The organism is Marivivens donghaensis, from assembly GCF_030410045.1.
GTDB lineage: Bacteria > Pseudomonadota > Alphaproteobacteria > Rhodobacterales > Rhodobacteraceae > Marivivens > Marivivens donghaensis.
Window position 1 is genome coordinate 138,136 of the sequence record NZ_JAUFRA010000001.1, and the last position, 13,434, is coordinate 151,569.

Here is a 13,434-nt window from a genome sequence, read left to right on the forward strand (position 1 = left end):
CTAAGTCTCGACCTGCGCTTGGCTTTGTTGACTTGGGCCCCACTGCCGCGAAATGGTGAGCCGTAGGGAGGGCTGTGATGCCTCAAATGACGGGACTTTTCTCACGCATGGCCGTGCTCGCTGGATCGCTGGCGGGAATGATCGCGCTATGGTGGGTGGTCAGCATGATCTACGCTACGCCGAGGATTTTTCCCGATCCGATCGTTGTCTTCAAACTTATCGTATCCGAGATCGACTCGGGGCGTTTGCCCTATCATCTCTGGCAAACGCTCAAACGTGTTGCTGCTGCCTTTGTGGTTGCGATGGTTTTGGGTTCGATCATTGGGGTGATGCTCGGCACGCTGCCGCGGTTGAACAGATGGGCAGAGCCATGGGTTATCCTCGCGCAGAACCTCCCGGCCTTGGTCGTGATCGTTCTGTGTTACCTGTGGTTCGGTTTGAACGACCTTTCCGCGATCATCGCGGTCGCTTTTAACAAAACGGCACTAGTGATCGTGACCCTGCGCGAAGGTGCGCGGGCGATGGATCGAAAAGTCGCCGAAATGGCGAAGGTGTTTGGAATGTCCCCGATGCAGCGGCTACGCCATGTGGTGCTTCCTCAGTTGGCCCCGTTCATGGCGGCGAGTGCGCGAAACGGGCTGGCCATCATTTGGAAACTGGTGCTCGTAGTCGAATTCTTGGGTCGATCAAATGGGATAGGGTTTCAAATCCACCTCTATTTCCAGATGTTCGATGTGGCGCGCGTGTTGGCCTATTCTGGTGCGTTTATCGTGATCATGCTGTTGATCGAATATCTTCTGATTCAGCCGATTGAAGCGAAAGCTACGCGGTGGCGCCAACTTCAGGGTAAAATCACCGTTTAAAATGAGTGGTATTCGACTTTAGTTTATCAACTTAAGGTCTAATACCCGCCGGACAGGCTTCTCTCTACCGTTTCGCTTGCCCCCAGAGGAGAGGGGTAAACAGGGAAGGAGAAACTATGAACTTGATTAACGCATTAGCGATTTCAATCGGTGTATTGGCGGCCGTGGCAACATGGGTCTGCCTTGGGAATGGAGCAGGCTTGCAGGTTTGGGCGCTCTTTATCGGTTGGGGCGCATTCTACCACACGGGCGGAAAATTTGAGGCCCTGACTAAGAATAGCATTAACCACATCTGGGGCGTGGCCGTTGCTGCCGTGACACTTTTCGTTGTTGGATCGGTCGCTGGTTCCGTCGCTGTCACATCTATCATCGTGGGTCTGTCGGTGGTTGTTCTGGTGCTGGGCGCGCATCTGCCAGCCCTCGCCACCATTCCAGCGGGCGTCTACGGCTATGCATCAACAGCAGCGGGCACGCTTCTGACGGGTGTTGCGCTGACCGACACTGCCGCACTTGGTAAAGCGGCGATGATGATCGCGGTCTCGCTGATTGTCGGCAACGTCTTTGGCATCGTGTCTGAAAAGGTCGCGGGTGCCATGGTTGCAAAAGCTGAGTGATCAGCACGGCGGCGCGTTTTCAGGACGCGCCGCTTAGCTATTAGAATACCCATTGGCGCGCGCCCATTGAGTGCTACAAGGTCCCTAGAACAAGGGCGACCTATGCAGTTTTTCCGAGCCATCATTTTCAAAGTATTGTCGGTGCTTCTCTTTGTCGTCATGGCGGGGATCATCAAATCTGTCTCCGGCCATGTGCCACCAGGGCAATCGGTCTTCTTTCGATCCCTCTTTGCCATTCCAGTGATCGTTGTTTGGCTCGCGATGCGCAAAGAGTTGCGGATCGGTTTTAAGACACAAAACCCAATGAACCATGTTTGGCGCGGCGTGATCGGCACGTCTGCTATGGCCATGACTTTTGGGGCGCTGGGCCTTTTGCCGCTGCCTGAAATGACCGCAATTGGTTATGCGATGCCGATCTTCGTCGTCGTTTTCGCAGCGATGTTTTTAAATGAAACGGTTCGCCTGTTTCGATTGATGACAGTCGCTGTCGGCCTCGTCGGAGTTATGATCATCATGGCCCCACGGTTATCGGTCGATGTGATCGACGTGTCAGAGACGCTTGGCGCGGTTTTGGCGTTGGGGTCTGCTGTCACAGCGGCCTTGGCGCAGGTCTTTATTCGGAAACTGACGAAGACTGAGACGACCTCATCGATTGTTTTCTGGTTCTCCGTCACTGCCACTGGACTGTCGTTGCTGACGATTTACTGGGGCTGGGTCGTACCCACGCCCAAAGAGGCCGCACTTCTGGTGCTTGCGGGTATAATTGGTGGCGTCGGTCAGATCCTTCTCACCTCAAGCTATCGGCTTGCGGATGCGTCGTTCGTGGCGCCATTCGAATATTCGTCGATGCTGTTCTCGATCGCTATTGGCTTTGCATTTTTTGATGAGGTGCCGACGGGCACCACGTTGATTGGTGCGTCGGTGGTGATCTTTGCAGGCATATTGATCATATGGCGCGAACGCCAACTTGGGCTCGAACGAACCAAGACCCGTAAAGCAATGTCGCCGCAGGGCTAACCTACGGCGACATAATGTTCATCAGAACCTACGATTAGGCGCGAACGAGTGCTTCATAGTCCTCTGCGATTGAGCGGGTGATATCACCAACTTCAAAAGTGTAGTCACCGATCTGACCAACGGGAGTAACCTCAGCCGCAGTGCCTGTCAGCCAGCACTGTTCAAAGTCAGCCAACTCTTCCAGCTGAATGCGGCGCTCAATGACGTTGATGCCTTTGTCGCGCAGCATGCCGATGACGGTTTGACGGGTGATGCCATTCAGGATCGCGTCTGGGATCGGGGTGTGCACTTCGCCGTCTTTGACGAAGAAGATGTTCGCGCCAGTCGCCTCAGCCACGTAGCCACGATAGTCGAGGAACAGTGCGTCAGAGCAGCCTTTGGCTTCTGCGGCGTGTTTGGACATCGTGCAGATCATATAGAGACCAGCGGCCTTTGCAGCGGTCGGGATAGTTTCGGGCGACGGGCGCTTCCATTTCGCGATGTCCAGCTTTGCGCCTTTCATCTTTGCGTCGCCGTAGTAGGCACCCCAAGTCCAAGCGGCCACAGCCATGCGAACAGGGTTGCGCGCGGATGCAACACCCATGTCTTCGCCCGCGCCACGCCATGCAACAACGCGGATGTATGCGTCGGTCAGGCCGTTCGCATCCAAAACAGCTTTCTTCGCAGCTTCGATTTCTTCAACGGTGTAGGGGATCGGCATGTCGAGCATTTCGCCCGATTTCAGCAAACGCTCAGAGTGCTCGACGGATTTGAAGATTTTGCCGTTGTAAGCGCGCTCGCCTTCGAAAACGGACGATGCGTAGTGCAGCGCATGGGTCAGAATATGGACGTTTGCGTCACGCCAATCGACCAACTGGCCGTCCATCCAGATTTTACCGTCACGATCATCATAGCCAGCCATAGTGCACCCTCTGCTTTTCATTTATTTCTCAACGCACTACGATTTCTATCGTAAAATTGCGCGAATTCATGAGATTCGCTAACAGTGAAGGCTTGGAATGTCAACAAGGCTGACGTATTCTGTCCGTGAACGAAAGAAGGGTTTCGGCCATGAATGACGTGCCAAGCGGACAGTCCTTGCTGTTTTTGACGGATGAACAGCTACGGCAGGGGATTGAGGCGATGTATTTTGCCTACCGCGGTTTCACGGCAGACCCTGATCGCATCCTTGAAGAAAAAGGCTACGGACGGGCGCATCACCGTGCTGTCCACTTTATCAACCGAAGCCACGGTACGACGGTGAATAATCTCTTGTCTATTCTTGGTGTTACAAAGCAGTCCCTTAATCGTGTGTTGCGCGCTTTGATCGATGACGGTTTGGTAGAGAGCAGGGTCGGCCAAGAGGACAAGCGTGAACGTCACCTTTTCCTCACCGAAGCTGGCCAGCGTCTGGAGCGCGAGCTGTCCGATGCGCAGCGGGATCGAATGCGGGCAGCGTTTCGCGCCGCAGGTCCAGCTGCCGTTGGTGGGTTCCGCCAAGTTCTAGAGGCGATGATGGATACGGACATGCGTCGTCAATACGAGGCGCTGAGGGATAGAACGACATGAGCGCCGATGACGCCCATATTTTAATTGTTGATGACGACGAACGGATCAGGGGACTTCTACAGAAGTTCCTTATGCGGAATGGTTTTTTGGTGAGCACCGCACGCGATGCGGCTCATGCGCGTCGTATCCTGTCTGGTCTCGAATTCGATTTGATCGTTTTGGATGTCATGATGCCTGGTGAAGACGGCATGTCGTTGTGCCGCGATCTGCGGGCACGGTTGGGCACGCCCGTTATGTTGCTGACGGCAAAGGGTGAGACCTCTGATCGAATTGCTGGTTTGGAAGCGGGCGCTGACGATTACCTAGCAAAGCCGTTCGAGCCCAAAGAACTGCTGTTGCGGATCAATGCAATCCTGCGCCGTGTTCCGCAGGCGGTTCCTGCTGTCGTGGTGCCGAAGTCGCTTAATATGGGTCCGTTTCGCTACGATGTGGATCGGGGGGAGTTGTGGAGGGGTGATGATCTGATCCGCCTGACCGCGACCGAGAGCCAGTTGATGAAGATTTTCAGCGCTAAGCCCAGTGAACCCGTATCGCGGGGTACCTTGGTCGAGGAGCTTAGCCGTTCTGGTGGGCAAACGCAGGAACGCGCGGTCGATGTTCAGATTACCCGTCTACGCCGCAAGATCGAGGTCGATCCGAAGCAGCCTCGTTATCTCCAGACGGTTCGCGGTTCGGGCTACATGCTGCAGCCTGATTGACGGACGGATGGGATTGGGGTTCCTTGCGGTATGACCACAGCCTTAATCACACACCCCGCCTGCCTGAACCATGTGACGCCCGACGGACATCCTGAACAAGTTGCCCGTCTTCAAGTCGTTTTGGACGCCTTGTCTGATATTCCGTTGGAGCGGTTTACAGCCCCAATGGCGGCGGACGACGATTTAAAACGGTGCCATCCGCAGTCTTACATCGACCGACTACGTTCGGCATTGCCCACATCTGGCTCGCGGCAGTTGGATGCCGACACGCATATGTCGCCCGGATCGCTTGAGGCGGCGTATCGTGCTGCAGGCGCTGTCATGCTCGCAGTCGACAAAGTGCTAAACGGCGATGTGAAGAACGCCTTTGCCGCCATTCGCCCCCCCGGTCATCACGCCGAACAAGAAATCCCGATGGGCTTTTGTTTGTTCGGTAATGTCGCCATCGCGGCGAAGTATGCGCTTGATCATCATGGACTGCGCCGTGTCGCTATCGTTGATTTCGATGTTCATCACGGCAATGGCACTCAGGCGTTGTGCGAAGATGATCCTCGTATCCTTACGATCACATCGCAACAGATGCCGCTTTGGCCGGGGACGGGTGATCCTGTTGATACGGGTGAGTTTGATAACGTTCTAAATATCGCCTTGCCGCCCGCAAGCGGCTCTGACGTTTTTCGCAAAGTATACGAAGACCAAGTGTTCCCCCGTCTTGCGGCTTTCGCACCCGAGCTATTGATTATTTCTGCTGGCTTCGATGCGCATCGTGATGATCCGCTCGCCCAGTTGGAATTCGAGACCGAAGACTTTGCCTGGGTGACACACCGCCTGTGTGATATTGTCGAGTCCTCTTGCAACGGGCGCGTGGTATCTGCATTGGAAGGTGGCTATAACCTTGACGCGTTGGCAGCCTCCGCTGCCGCCCTTGTAAGTGTTCTGGAGGAAAGAGGCCGATGACTGACACGCCCGTTGATGAAATGAGCTTTGAGCAGGCGATGAAAGAGCTGGAGTCGGTTGTGAACCGTCTTGAGCATGGTGATGTGGCGCTCGACGATTCCATCGCGCTTTATGAACGTGGCGCTGCGCTAAAGGCCCGTTGCGAGGCCAAGCTGAAAGAAGCTGAAGAAAAAGTGGCCAAGATCACTTTGGGCGCTGATGGCGCACCGACTGGAACGGCACCGCTGGACGCTGGCTAATGTCATTGAACGCCGCACTAACCCGCGCTCGCGATCTGGCCGAGGCTGAGATCGCGCAGGCGCTGTCGGGCATTGATATGCCTGTCGCTGATGCGATGGGATATGCAGTGCGCGGCGGAAAAGGGTTGCGCGGTTTTTTGGTTCTCGAAGGTGCGGCGCTCCACGGTATTGCGAACGCTACCAAGGTCGCGGCGGCGATCGAATGTTTGCACGCCTATTCTCTGGTGCATGATGATCTGCCCTGCATGGACGATGATGATGTGCGCCGTGGGCAGCCGACCGTTCATCGCAAATGGGACGAAGCGACCGCCGTCCTTGCAGGTGATGCGCTTCAATCGTTAGCATTTGAATTCTTGGCTTCCGCTGATTGTGCCGCTGAACGGCGCATAGACCTGATCCGTTCCTTTGCCGAGGCGTCGGGTGTGCGTGGGATGGTCGGTGGTCAGGCGTTGGACATCGCGGCAGAGACCGCTTTGGCTCCGCTCACACTCGATCAGATCACCACATTGCAGGCAGGTAAAACGGGTGCGCTCATCACGTGGTCCGCGACGGCGGGGCCTCGAATGGCGGGCGCGGACATTGGACCGTTGAAACGCTATGGCGATGCCTTGGGGCTGGCTTTCCAAATCTGGGACGATGTTCTGGACGTGACGGGCGATGCTGAAACGGTCGGCAAAGCCGTGGGTAAAGACGCTGATGCTGGCAAAGCGACATTCGTGTCCCTCTTGGGTTTGGACGGGGCGAAACGCCGCGCAGCCGATTTGGTGACCGAGGCTTGCGATGCCCTATCTATCTATGGTGAAACCGCGCAAACCCTGCGCGACGCGGCACGTTTTGTGATCGCCCGCGACAAGTGAGACAGCCATGACTGACACACCGATGACACCACACCTCGACCGCGTTCACACACCTGCGGACCTTAAGGGTATGTCGGATTCTGAACTGCGCCATGTAGCCGATGAACTGCGTGCCGAGACGATCAGTGCGGTATCGGTGACAGGCGGGCATTTGGGCGCTGGATTGGGCGTCGTGGAACTGACGGTCGCGCTTCATGCGGTGTTCGATACGCCCAAAGATAAGATCATCTGGGACGTTTCGCACCAGTGCTACCCGCATAAGATTTTGACGGGTCGTCGTGATCGTATTCGGACCCTCCGTCAAAAAGACGGCCTGTCTGGTTTCGCCAAGCGTAGCGAGAGCCCGTATGACGCGTTTGGCGCTGGTCACTCGTCGACGTCGATCTCTGCGGCACTCGGCTTTGCCGTGGCACGCGATTTGGGCGGCGTCACCGAAGAGGGCGTCGGCGACGCGATTGCGGTGATCGGTGATGGGTCCATGTCTGCGGGCATGGCGTTCGAGGCGATGAACAATGCGGGCCACTTGGGCAAGCGGATGATCGTAGTTCTGAACGACAACGAGATGTCGATTGCAGAGCCCGTTGGCGCGTTGTCGTCTTATCTATCGCGTCTTTATGCAGGCGCTCCGTTCCAAGAGCTGAAAGCGGCTGCCAAAGGCGCGGTAAGCCTTCTCCCCCCGCCATTCCGCGAAGGCGCTAAGCGGGCGAAGGATATGCTCAAGCATATGACCGTCGGTGGGACCATGTTCGAAGAGCTTGGGTTCTCTTACATCGGGCCGATTGATGGCCACGACATGGAGCAGCTTTTGGCCGTCTTGCGCACGGTCAAGGCGCGCGCAACTTGTCCGATCCTGATCCATGCGATTACGAAAAAAGGCAAGGGTTACGCCCCTGCTGAGGCGGCACGCGACAAAGGTCACGCGACGGCCAAATTCGACGTTCCGAGCGGGAAGCAGCACAAGGCGCCGTCCAACGCACCAAGCTACACGAATGTTTTTGCTGAAACCTTGCTCGATTTGGCGGCAAAGGATCAAAAAATCTGCGCGATCACGGCTGCGATGCCGGATGGCACGGGTCTGTCGAAATTTATGGAACGTTATGCATCACGTTGTTTCGACGTGGGTATCGCCGAACAGCATGCGGTGACCTTTGCTGCGGGGCTGGCTGCGGGTGGAATGAAACCATTCTGCGCGCTCTATTCGACGTTCTTGCAGCGTGGTTACGATCAAGTCGTTCACGATGTTGCTATCCAACGTCTGCCCGTTCGTTTTGCAATCGACCGTGCTGGTCTCGTTGGTGCTGATGGCGCGACACATGCAGGTAGCTTTGATGTGGCGTTTCTGGCGAATTTGCCGGGCATGGTTGTCATGGCTGCGGCGGATGAGGCCGAACTGGTGCGGATGGTTGTGACGGCTGCGGCGCATGACGAAGGGCCGATCGCATTCCGCTTCCCTCGTGGTGAAGGTGTTGGCGTCGAAATTCCAACCGATGCGGAGCCTCTCGAAATCGGCAAGGGCCGCATGATTGTTGAGGGTAAGAAGGTTGCAATCCTCTCGTTCGGGACTCGACTTCAAGAGGTGATGCAAGCCGTCGAAAGTCTGAACGCTAAAGGCATCTCGCCGACCGTCGCAGATGCGCGTTTCGCAAAACCGCTCGACCGTGAATTGATCCTGAAACTTGCCGCAGATCATGACGCCTTGATCACTATCGAAGAAGGCGCGGTTGGCGGTTTCGGCAGTCACGTTGCGCAATTGCTGTCTGACGAGGGTGTATTCGATGCGGGTCTGAAATTCCGTTCGATGGTCCTGCCTGATACGTTCATCGATCACGCCAACCCGCGCGATATGTATGCGACGGCTGGATTGAACGCCGACGACATCGAAGCAAAAGTGCTCGAGGTTCTGGGCGTGGCGACGATCGGCAAGACTGCTTAATCGGTTCCAGCGGCGAGAAGGGCGTCCAGACCGCTGCGGTAGTCTGGATATTTCAAAATCACACCCAATTCGTCCTTAATCCGGTCGTTTTTCACCTTTTTACTCTCGGCATAGAACGACCGCGCCATAGGCGTCATTTCGGCTGTCTCGAAATCCTCGGCTGGCGGGATCGGAAGATCCAGCAGTTTCGCGGCATAGGCAATGACGTCTTCGGGCGGGGCAGGGTCGTCGTCGCAGACGTTATACGCGGCCCCCGGATTGGGACGGTTGATTGAGGCCCAAAGCACCTGCGCGATGTCTTCGACATGGGTACGGCTGAACACCTGACCCTGTTTAATGATCCGCCGCGCCGTCCCATTACGCACTTTCGCAAACGGTCCACGACCGGGTCCATATATTCCCGCGAGCCTAAAGATATGGAGCGGCAGGCCCATAGTCCGCCATTCGGCCTCTGCCTTAACTCGCAGTTGCCCACGTTTTGTGGCGGGGGTCAGGGGAGCATCTTCATCCACCCAATCGCCGCTGTGATCGCCATAGACGCCCGTCGTGGACAGATATCCGACCCATTCAAAGGTATCGGCTCGCGATAGAATTTCATCGCGCAGATGCTGAAGCACTGGGTCGCCATCTTCGTTCGGCGCAGCGGAAACCAGAAGGTGCGTCGCACAGTCCAGTGCAGGCCGCAAGTCTGCGCCGGGCCAAACGCGGGGATCAACGCCTTCGGAGAGCAATCTTGTGGCCTTGTCGGCGGACCGAGTGGTCCCGATCACCGTCCAGTCGTCGGGCAATAGTTGTGTAAGGGCTTGGGCGGAATAGCCGTGACCGAATGAGAGAAGCGTTTTCATGTTTCGCAATGTGACGTGACCTCAGGCATGGTCAAGTGGTCAGTCCCACCAGAACTGCCAAGTGGCGGCATTCAAGAGCGCCCCAGCAAGCGCATCCAGCGTTTCGAACCCTTGATCAACGACATCTGGGCAATAGGCATAGTGCTCTTCCGCAAGCGTCAGCGCTTCGGCGAGTGTGTGAGGCGGGCGCAGAACGTGGAAGGTTAGCGTGTCGTGGCTGTGACCAATTAGCCGTGCGCCGAACCGATCACGCCAGCGGCGCATGAGACCCATATGGACTTCGGTTTCTGGAAAGGCATTCCATCCACCGCAGTCGAGGTATGCAGGAACTTCGGTCGGGTCTGCGGTGGGGAAAAGCGCGATGTAGATCGTCTGCAACGCCGCGCCGCGTGCAGGATCCCAGACGGCGCTGTCAATCGCATCGGCGTGGTTGGTGTGCGTATCCGATGGCCCGCGTGGCGGCACTGGCTGTTTGGCGGTATTTGATCGAGTGGCCCAGTCGAGCTTTGCCTGATCCATCCATGCAGGGAAATCGAATTTGGCAGCCCGTAACGCGATGTCTGTGATGGGTCGCGGCGTGGCATCGTTCAGCAATTCGACCGATCGGATCGAGCCGATGATGATGGGGGTATGATCCCGATTTTGGGCTTCTTTTGCGATCACGGCCTGAGCGAGATCGCTGTGACAGCGGATCAGTGGAAAGCGAGTTACTGTGGTTTCGACCAATGAACCAGCGTCGTAGATCAGAGCCTGATCATCATCTGGGCCAAATAACTTTTTCAAAATACTCATGCTTGCCCCCAAGCGGTTTGACGCCATTTGCCATCATCGCTCTGCCAGCGGCAAGTGCCATTGCGTCTTGAAGACGTTGCATAACTGGTGTCAGATTTGAGGATGGACCGATCAGGCATCATAACCGGACACTCCGACCCCGTAATCGGGGCGCATGCCGACGTCCAAAACAATTCCAAAAAGGTAGAAGAATGAACCAAATCATTACGGCCGACACATTGGCGGCGGAGAGCTTTGATAACGCAGATCAGGCCGTTGAACGCTTGATCGAATTGTATGACGCCGCCGTTCAATTCCTCGGTAAAGAGTTTTCGCGCGCTGTGACCGAAGGCAAGCCAGAAGCCCGCTATCGCGCGTTTTATCCCGAAATCCGAATTGAAACCAAAAGCTATGCCCAGACCGATAGCCGCTTGTCGTTTGGCCATGTGGCGACGCCCGGTGTCTATTCGACGACCGTGACGCAGCCCCGTTTGTTTGCGAATTACTTGCGGCAGCAGATTGGTCAGCTGATCGAAAATCACGGTATCGCAGTCGAAATCGGGCCCTCTACGACGCCGATTCCTGTCCACTTTGCCGTCGTGAACGATGCGGCGGTTACGATCCCCCAAGAAGGCGCGATGAATTTCACCTTGCGGGATGTGTTCGACGTGCCTGATCTGTCGATCACGCACGATGATATCGTGAATGGCACGGGGTTTACGTATCCCGATGGCTCGCATCCGCTCGCTCCGTTCACGGCGCAGCGGGTGGACTATTCGCTGGCGCGGTTGTCGCACTACACGGCCACATCGCCTGATCATTTCCAGAACCACGTTCTGTTTACGAACTACCAGTTCTACGTCGAAGAATTCGAATCCTACGCCCGTCAAATGTTGGCTGATCCCGATAGCGGCTACATCGAATTCGTCGGGCCAGGGAACATCGTGATCACGGGCGCTGCGGAGCCGTTGCTCATTCCTGCAAAACTCCCGCAGATGCCGACATACCACCTCAAACGCTCTGACGGCTCGGGTATTACGTTGGTCAATATCGGCGTCGGTCCGTCGAACGCGAAGACGGCAACAGACCACATTGCTGTGCTTCGTCCGCACGCTTGGCTGATGGTTGGACACTGTGCTGGTTTGAGGAATAGCCAACGCTTGGGCGATTTCGTTTTGGCCCATGCGTACCTGCGCGAAGACCACGTTCTGGACGATGATCTGCCTGTTTGGGTTCCGATCCCAGCCCTTGCCGAGATCCAGATCGCGCTCGAGAATGCTGTGGCAGAGGTCACAGAGGTCTCTGGCTATGATCTTAAGCGCATCATGCGCACAGGCACCGTTGCGACCATTGATAACCGCAATTGGGAACTAAGGGACCACTCTGGCCCTGTGCAGCGTTTGAGCCAATCAAGGGCCGTAGCGCTCGATATGGAGAGCGCGACCATCGCCGCCAACGGTTTCCGCTTCAGAGTGCCCTACGGCACGCTCCTGTGCGTCTCTGATAAGCCGCTGCATGGCGAGTTGAAATTACCCGGAATGGCGTCAGATTTCTATAAAACACAGGTCGCACGGCACCTCATGATTGGTGTTCGTGCTATGGAACATCTGCGAGAAATGCCTCTTGAACGCATTCATAGTCGGAAATTGCGCAGCTTTGAGGAAACAGCCTTCCTGTGATTTCGCCTTTTTGGTCGAAAATAGGGCTTTTTTGCTTGCATCGATCCACTTTTCATAGTGGTGATCTACTATATACCGTTATTATACGGGACATGAGGCCCAATATCGGGCGGAACTAGGGAGACCATAAAAATGGCAAAGCCGATGACTAAGGCGCAACTCGTCGCCGCACTCGCTGAAAAAGCAGGCACAGACAAAAAGACCGCAACCGCTGGTCTCGAAGCTCTGATCGATATCATCACCTCCGAAGTTTCGGGCGGTGGCGCTGTGACCCTTCCGGGCGTAGGCAAGATCTACTGCCGCGAGCGCCCCGAGCGTATGGTTCGCAACCCTGCAACCGGCGAAACCATGTCGAAGCCGGCAGACAAGGTTGTGAAAATGACCATCGCGAAAGCACTTAAAGACAGCGTTAACGCATAAGTCGTTCTGCAGGTCTTGCACCTGACGCATTCTTAAGAAAGGGTCGCTGGCATCAGCGGCCCTTTTTTCATTCTCGGGGACATTATGGATTTACGTGCTATTTTGATGGGGCTGTCTTTTGCCCTTATGTGGTCTTCAGCTTTCACCTCAGCACGAATTATCGTCCAATATGCCCCGCCAATGGCCTCTCTATCGCTTAGGTTTTTGGTCTCGGGTCTTCTGGGGATCGCGATTGCTTATGCGATGGGGCAGCGGGCCAAACTTACGCGAGAGCAATGGAAGGCTACGCTGATTTTTGGCGTTTGCCAGAACGCGCTTTACCTCGGCCTGTTCTTTGTGGCGATGCAAACGATTGAAGCGTCGCTGGCTGCAATCATTGCAGCGACGATGCCGTTGATCGTAGCTCTTTTCGGGTGGGTGATGGGCGATCGGCCAAAGCCGTTAGGCATGCTCGGGCTTGTTGCAGGGATCATCGGCGTGACTGTGATCATGGGTGCACGCCTGTCGGGGACCATCGATGTGATGGGCCTCGTTCTATGCGCCATTGGTGTGACGGCACTGGCAGTTGCAACGCTGTCCGTGCGCGGTGCGTCCTCGGGCGGCAACGTTTTGATGATTGTTGGTTTGCAAATGCTGGTTGGCTCGGCTGTGCTGTCCGTGCCTGCGACGCTGCTCGAGAGCTGGGACATTATTTGGAGCTGGCAGCTGATTGTGGCGTTCTTCTACACCACTTTGGTTCCCGGTCTTTTGGCGACCCTTGTCTGGTTCCTGCTCGTTCAGAGGATTGGCGCGATCAAAGCGGCGACGTTCCACTTTTTGAACCCGTTCTTTGGCGTAACCATTGCGTGGGCTCTGATTGGTGAAGAACTGACACACTGGGACGTGATCGGGGTTGCGATTATTGCAGCGGGAATTTTGGCCGTCCAATTGTCCAAGCAGGGCGCAAAATTATAACGGCGCCTCTCGGGCGCCGCTTAGTATCTTGAGCATCAA

15 protein-coding genes are annotated in these 13,434 nt (G+C 56.0%); 12 read left to right on the top strand and 3 right to left on the bottom strand.

The features are described 5' to 3' along the window. Nucleotides 1-86: 86 nt before the first annotated feature. From QWY83_RS00680 to QWY83_RS00690, 3 genes are all read left to right on the top strand, one after another. Nucleotides 87-863 carry an ABC transporter permease gene (locus QWY83_RS00680; RefSeq protein WP_249946667.1) on the top strand — a complete coding sequence of 259 codons (777 nt, stop codon included), beginning with the start codon at nt 87-89 and terminating at the stop codon, nt 861-863. A 116-nt stretch (nt 864-979) separates the two neighbouring features. Next, nucleotides 980-1,477 carry a DUF1097 domain-containing protein gene (locus QWY83_RS00685; RefSeq protein WP_249946668.1) on the top strand — a complete coding sequence of 166 codons (498 nt, stop codon included), beginning with the start codon at nt 980-982 and terminating at the stop codon, nt 1,475-1,477. A gap of 102 nt (nt 1,478-1,579) precedes the next feature. Then, complete coding sequence (locus QWY83_RS00690) at nt 1,580-2,494, top strand: DMT family transporter (protein WP_249946669.1); 915 nt, start codon at nt 1,580-1,582, stop codon at nt 2,492-2,494. A gap of 34 nt (nt 2,495-2,528) precedes the next feature. Here QWY83_RS00690 and QWY83_RS00695 read toward each other — a convergent pair whose 3' ends face one another. Further along, the gene (locus QWY83_RS00695; protein WP_249942975.1) at nt 2,529-3,395 is read right to left on the bottom strand and encodes a branched-chain amino acid aminotransferase; all 867 of its coding nucleotides are present in this window, start codon (nt 3,393-3,395) and stop codon (nt 2,529-2,531) included. A 149-nt stretch (nt 3,396-3,544) separates the two neighbouring features. Between QWY83_RS00695 and QWY83_RS00700 the strand changes: the two genes are divergently transcribed. The 6 genes from QWY83_RS00700 to dxs are packed head-to-tail and all read left to right on the top strand — an operon-like array spanning nt 3,545 to nt 8,726. Next, entirely contained in the window at nt 3,545-4,042 is a 498-nt protein-coding gene (locus tag QWY83_RS00700) for a MarR family winged helix-turn-helix transcriptional regulator (protein ID WP_249942974.1), read from the top strand. Then, nucleotides 4,039-4,740: a response regulator gene (locus tag QWY83_RS00705; RefSeq protein WP_249946670.1), complete on the top strand. Its 702-nt coding sequence runs from the start codon at nt 4,039-4,041 to the stop codon at nt 4,738-4,740. The genes QWY83_RS00700 and QWY83_RS00705 overlap by 4 nt, the downstream gene beginning before the upstream one ends. A gap of 30 nt (nt 4,741-4,770) precedes the next feature. Then, nucleotides 4,771-5,697 (top strand): histone deacetylase family protein, encoded by a 927-nt coding sequence (locus QWY83_RS00710; protein ID WP_249946671.1) that lies wholly within the window; start codon nt 4,771-4,773, stop codon nt 5,695-5,697. Then, nucleotides 5,694-5,936, top strand: a complete 243-nt coding sequence (locus tag QWY83_RS00715) for an exodeoxyribonuclease VII small subunit (protein WP_067552682.1) — start codon at nt 5,694-5,696, stop codon at nt 5,934-5,936. The genes QWY83_RS00710 and QWY83_RS00715 overlap by 4 nt, the downstream gene beginning before the upstream one ends. Continuing rightward, nucleotides 5,936-6,793 carry a polyprenyl synthetase family protein gene (locus tag QWY83_RS00720; RefSeq protein ID WP_249946672.1) on the top strand — a complete coding sequence of 286 codons (858 nt, stop codon included), beginning with the start codon at nt 5,936-5,938 and terminating at the stop codon, nt 6,791-6,793. The genes QWY83_RS00715 and QWY83_RS00720 overlap by 1 nt, the downstream gene beginning before the upstream one ends. A 7-nt stretch (nt 6,794-6,800) precedes the next feature. After that, entirely contained in the window at nt 6,801-8,726 is a 1,926-nt protein-coding gene (gene dxs / locus QWY83_RS00725; RefSeq protein WP_249946673.1) for a 1-deoxy-D-xylulose-5-phosphate synthase, read from the top strand. On the opposite strand, the gene QWY83_RS00730 is transcribed toward dxs, so the two are convergent. Together QWY83_RS00730 and QWY83_RS00735 are read right to left on the bottom strand one after the other, a co-directional pair. Further along, a complete protein-coding gene (locus QWY83_RS00730; RefSeq protein WP_249946674.1) occupies nt 8,723-9,571 on the bottom strand; it encodes an SDR family oxidoreductase in 849 nt (282 codons plus the stop codon). The two genes, dxs and QWY83_RS00730, sit on opposite strands and share 4 nt — an antisense overlap. Nucleotides 9,572-9,610: 39 nt before the next feature. Continuing rightward, nucleotides 9,611-10,363, bottom strand: coding sequence for a DUF4253 domain-containing protein (locus tag QWY83_RS00735; protein ID WP_249946675.1), 753 nt, complete (start codon nt 10,361-10,363; stop codon nt 9,611-9,613). A 191-nt stretch (nt 10,364-10,554) separates the two neighbouring features. Here QWY83_RS00735 and QWY83_RS00740 point away from each other — a divergent pair, with 191 nt between their 5' ends. From QWY83_RS00740 to QWY83_RS00750, 3 genes are all read left to right on the top strand, one after another. Beyond that, entirely contained in the window at nt 10,555-12,021 is a 1,467-nt protein-coding gene (locus QWY83_RS00740) for an AMP nucleosidase (protein WP_249946676.1), read from the top strand. Nucleotides 12,022-12,153: 132 nt separating this feature from the next. Continuing rightward, nucleotides 12,154-12,441: an HU family DNA-binding protein gene (locus QWY83_RS00745; RefSeq protein ID WP_067552698.1), complete on the top strand. Its 288-nt coding sequence runs from the start codon at nt 12,154-12,156 to the stop codon at nt 12,439-12,441. Between the two features lie 84 nt (nt 12,442-12,525). Further along, a complete protein-coding gene (locus QWY83_RS00750) occupies nt 12,526-13,395 on the top strand; it encodes a DMT family transporter (RefSeq protein WP_249946677.1) in 870 nt (289 codons plus the stop codon). Nucleotides 13,396-13,434: the final 39 nt, after the last annotated feature.

What these genes read in the sequence shown, in the direction of transcription:
- QWY83_RS00700 (WP_249942974.1), top strand. Translation starts at nt 3,545, where the DNA reads ATGAATGACGTGCCAAGCGGACAGTCCTTGCTGTTTTTGACGGATGAA.
- QWY83_RS00685 (WP_249946668.1), top strand. Translation starts at nt 980, where the DNA reads ATGAACTTGATTAACGCATTAGCGATTTCAATCGGTGTATTGGCGGCC.
- QWY83_RS00715 (WP_067552682.1), top strand. Translation starts at nt 5,694, where the DNA reads ATGACTGACACGCCCGTTGATGAAATGAGCTTTGAGCAGGCGATGAAA.
- QWY83_RS00680 (WP_249946667.1), top strand. Translation starts at nt 87, where the DNA reads ATGACGGGACTTTTCTCACGCATGGCCGTGCTCGCTGGATCGCTGGCG.
- QWY83_RS00740 (WP_249946676.1), top strand. Translation starts at nt 10,555, where the DNA reads ATGAACCAAATCATTACGGCCGACACATTGGCGGCGGAGAGCTTTGAT.
- QWY83_RS00710 (WP_249946671.1), top strand. Translation starts at nt 4,771, where the DNA reads ATGACCACAGCCTTAATCACACACCCCGCCTGCCTGAACCATGTGACG.
- QWY83_RS00745 (WP_067552698.1), top strand. Translation starts at nt 12,154, where the DNA reads ATGGCAAAGCCGATGACTAAGGCGCAACTCGTCGCCGCACTCGCTGAA.
- QWY83_RS00720 (WP_249946672.1), top strand. Translation starts at nt 5,936, where the DNA reads ATGTCATTGAACGCCGCACTAACCCGCGCTCGCGATCTGGCCGAGGCT.
- QWY83_RS00750 (WP_249946677.1), top strand. Translation starts at nt 12,526, where the DNA reads ATGGATTTACGTGCTATTTTGATGGGGCTGTCTTTTGCCCTTATGTGG.
- QWY83_RS00730 (WP_249946674.1), bottom strand. Translation starts at nt 9,571, where the DNA reads ATGAAAACGCTTCTCTCATTCGGTCACGGCTATTCCGCCCAAGCCCTT.
- QWY83_RS00695 (WP_249942975.1), bottom strand. Translation starts at nt 3,395, where the DNA reads ATGGCTGGCTATGATGATCGTGACGGTAAAATCTGGATGGACGGCCAG.
- QWY83_RS00690 (WP_249946669.1), top strand. Translation starts at nt 1,580, where the DNA reads ATGCAGTTTTTCCGAGCCATCATTTTCAAAGTATTGTCGGTGCTTCTC.
- QWY83_RS00735 (WP_249946675.1), bottom strand. Translation starts at nt 10,363, where the DNA reads ATGAGTATTTTGAAAAAGTTATTTGGCCCAGATGATGATCAGGCTCTG.
- QWY83_RS00705 (WP_249946670.1), top strand. Translation starts at nt 4,039, where the DNA reads ATGAGCGCCGATGACGCCCATATTTTAATTGTTGATGACGACGAACGG.
- dxs (WP_249946673.1), top strand. Translation starts at nt 6,801, where the DNA reads ATGACTGACACACCGATGACACCACACCTCGACCGCGTTCACACACCT.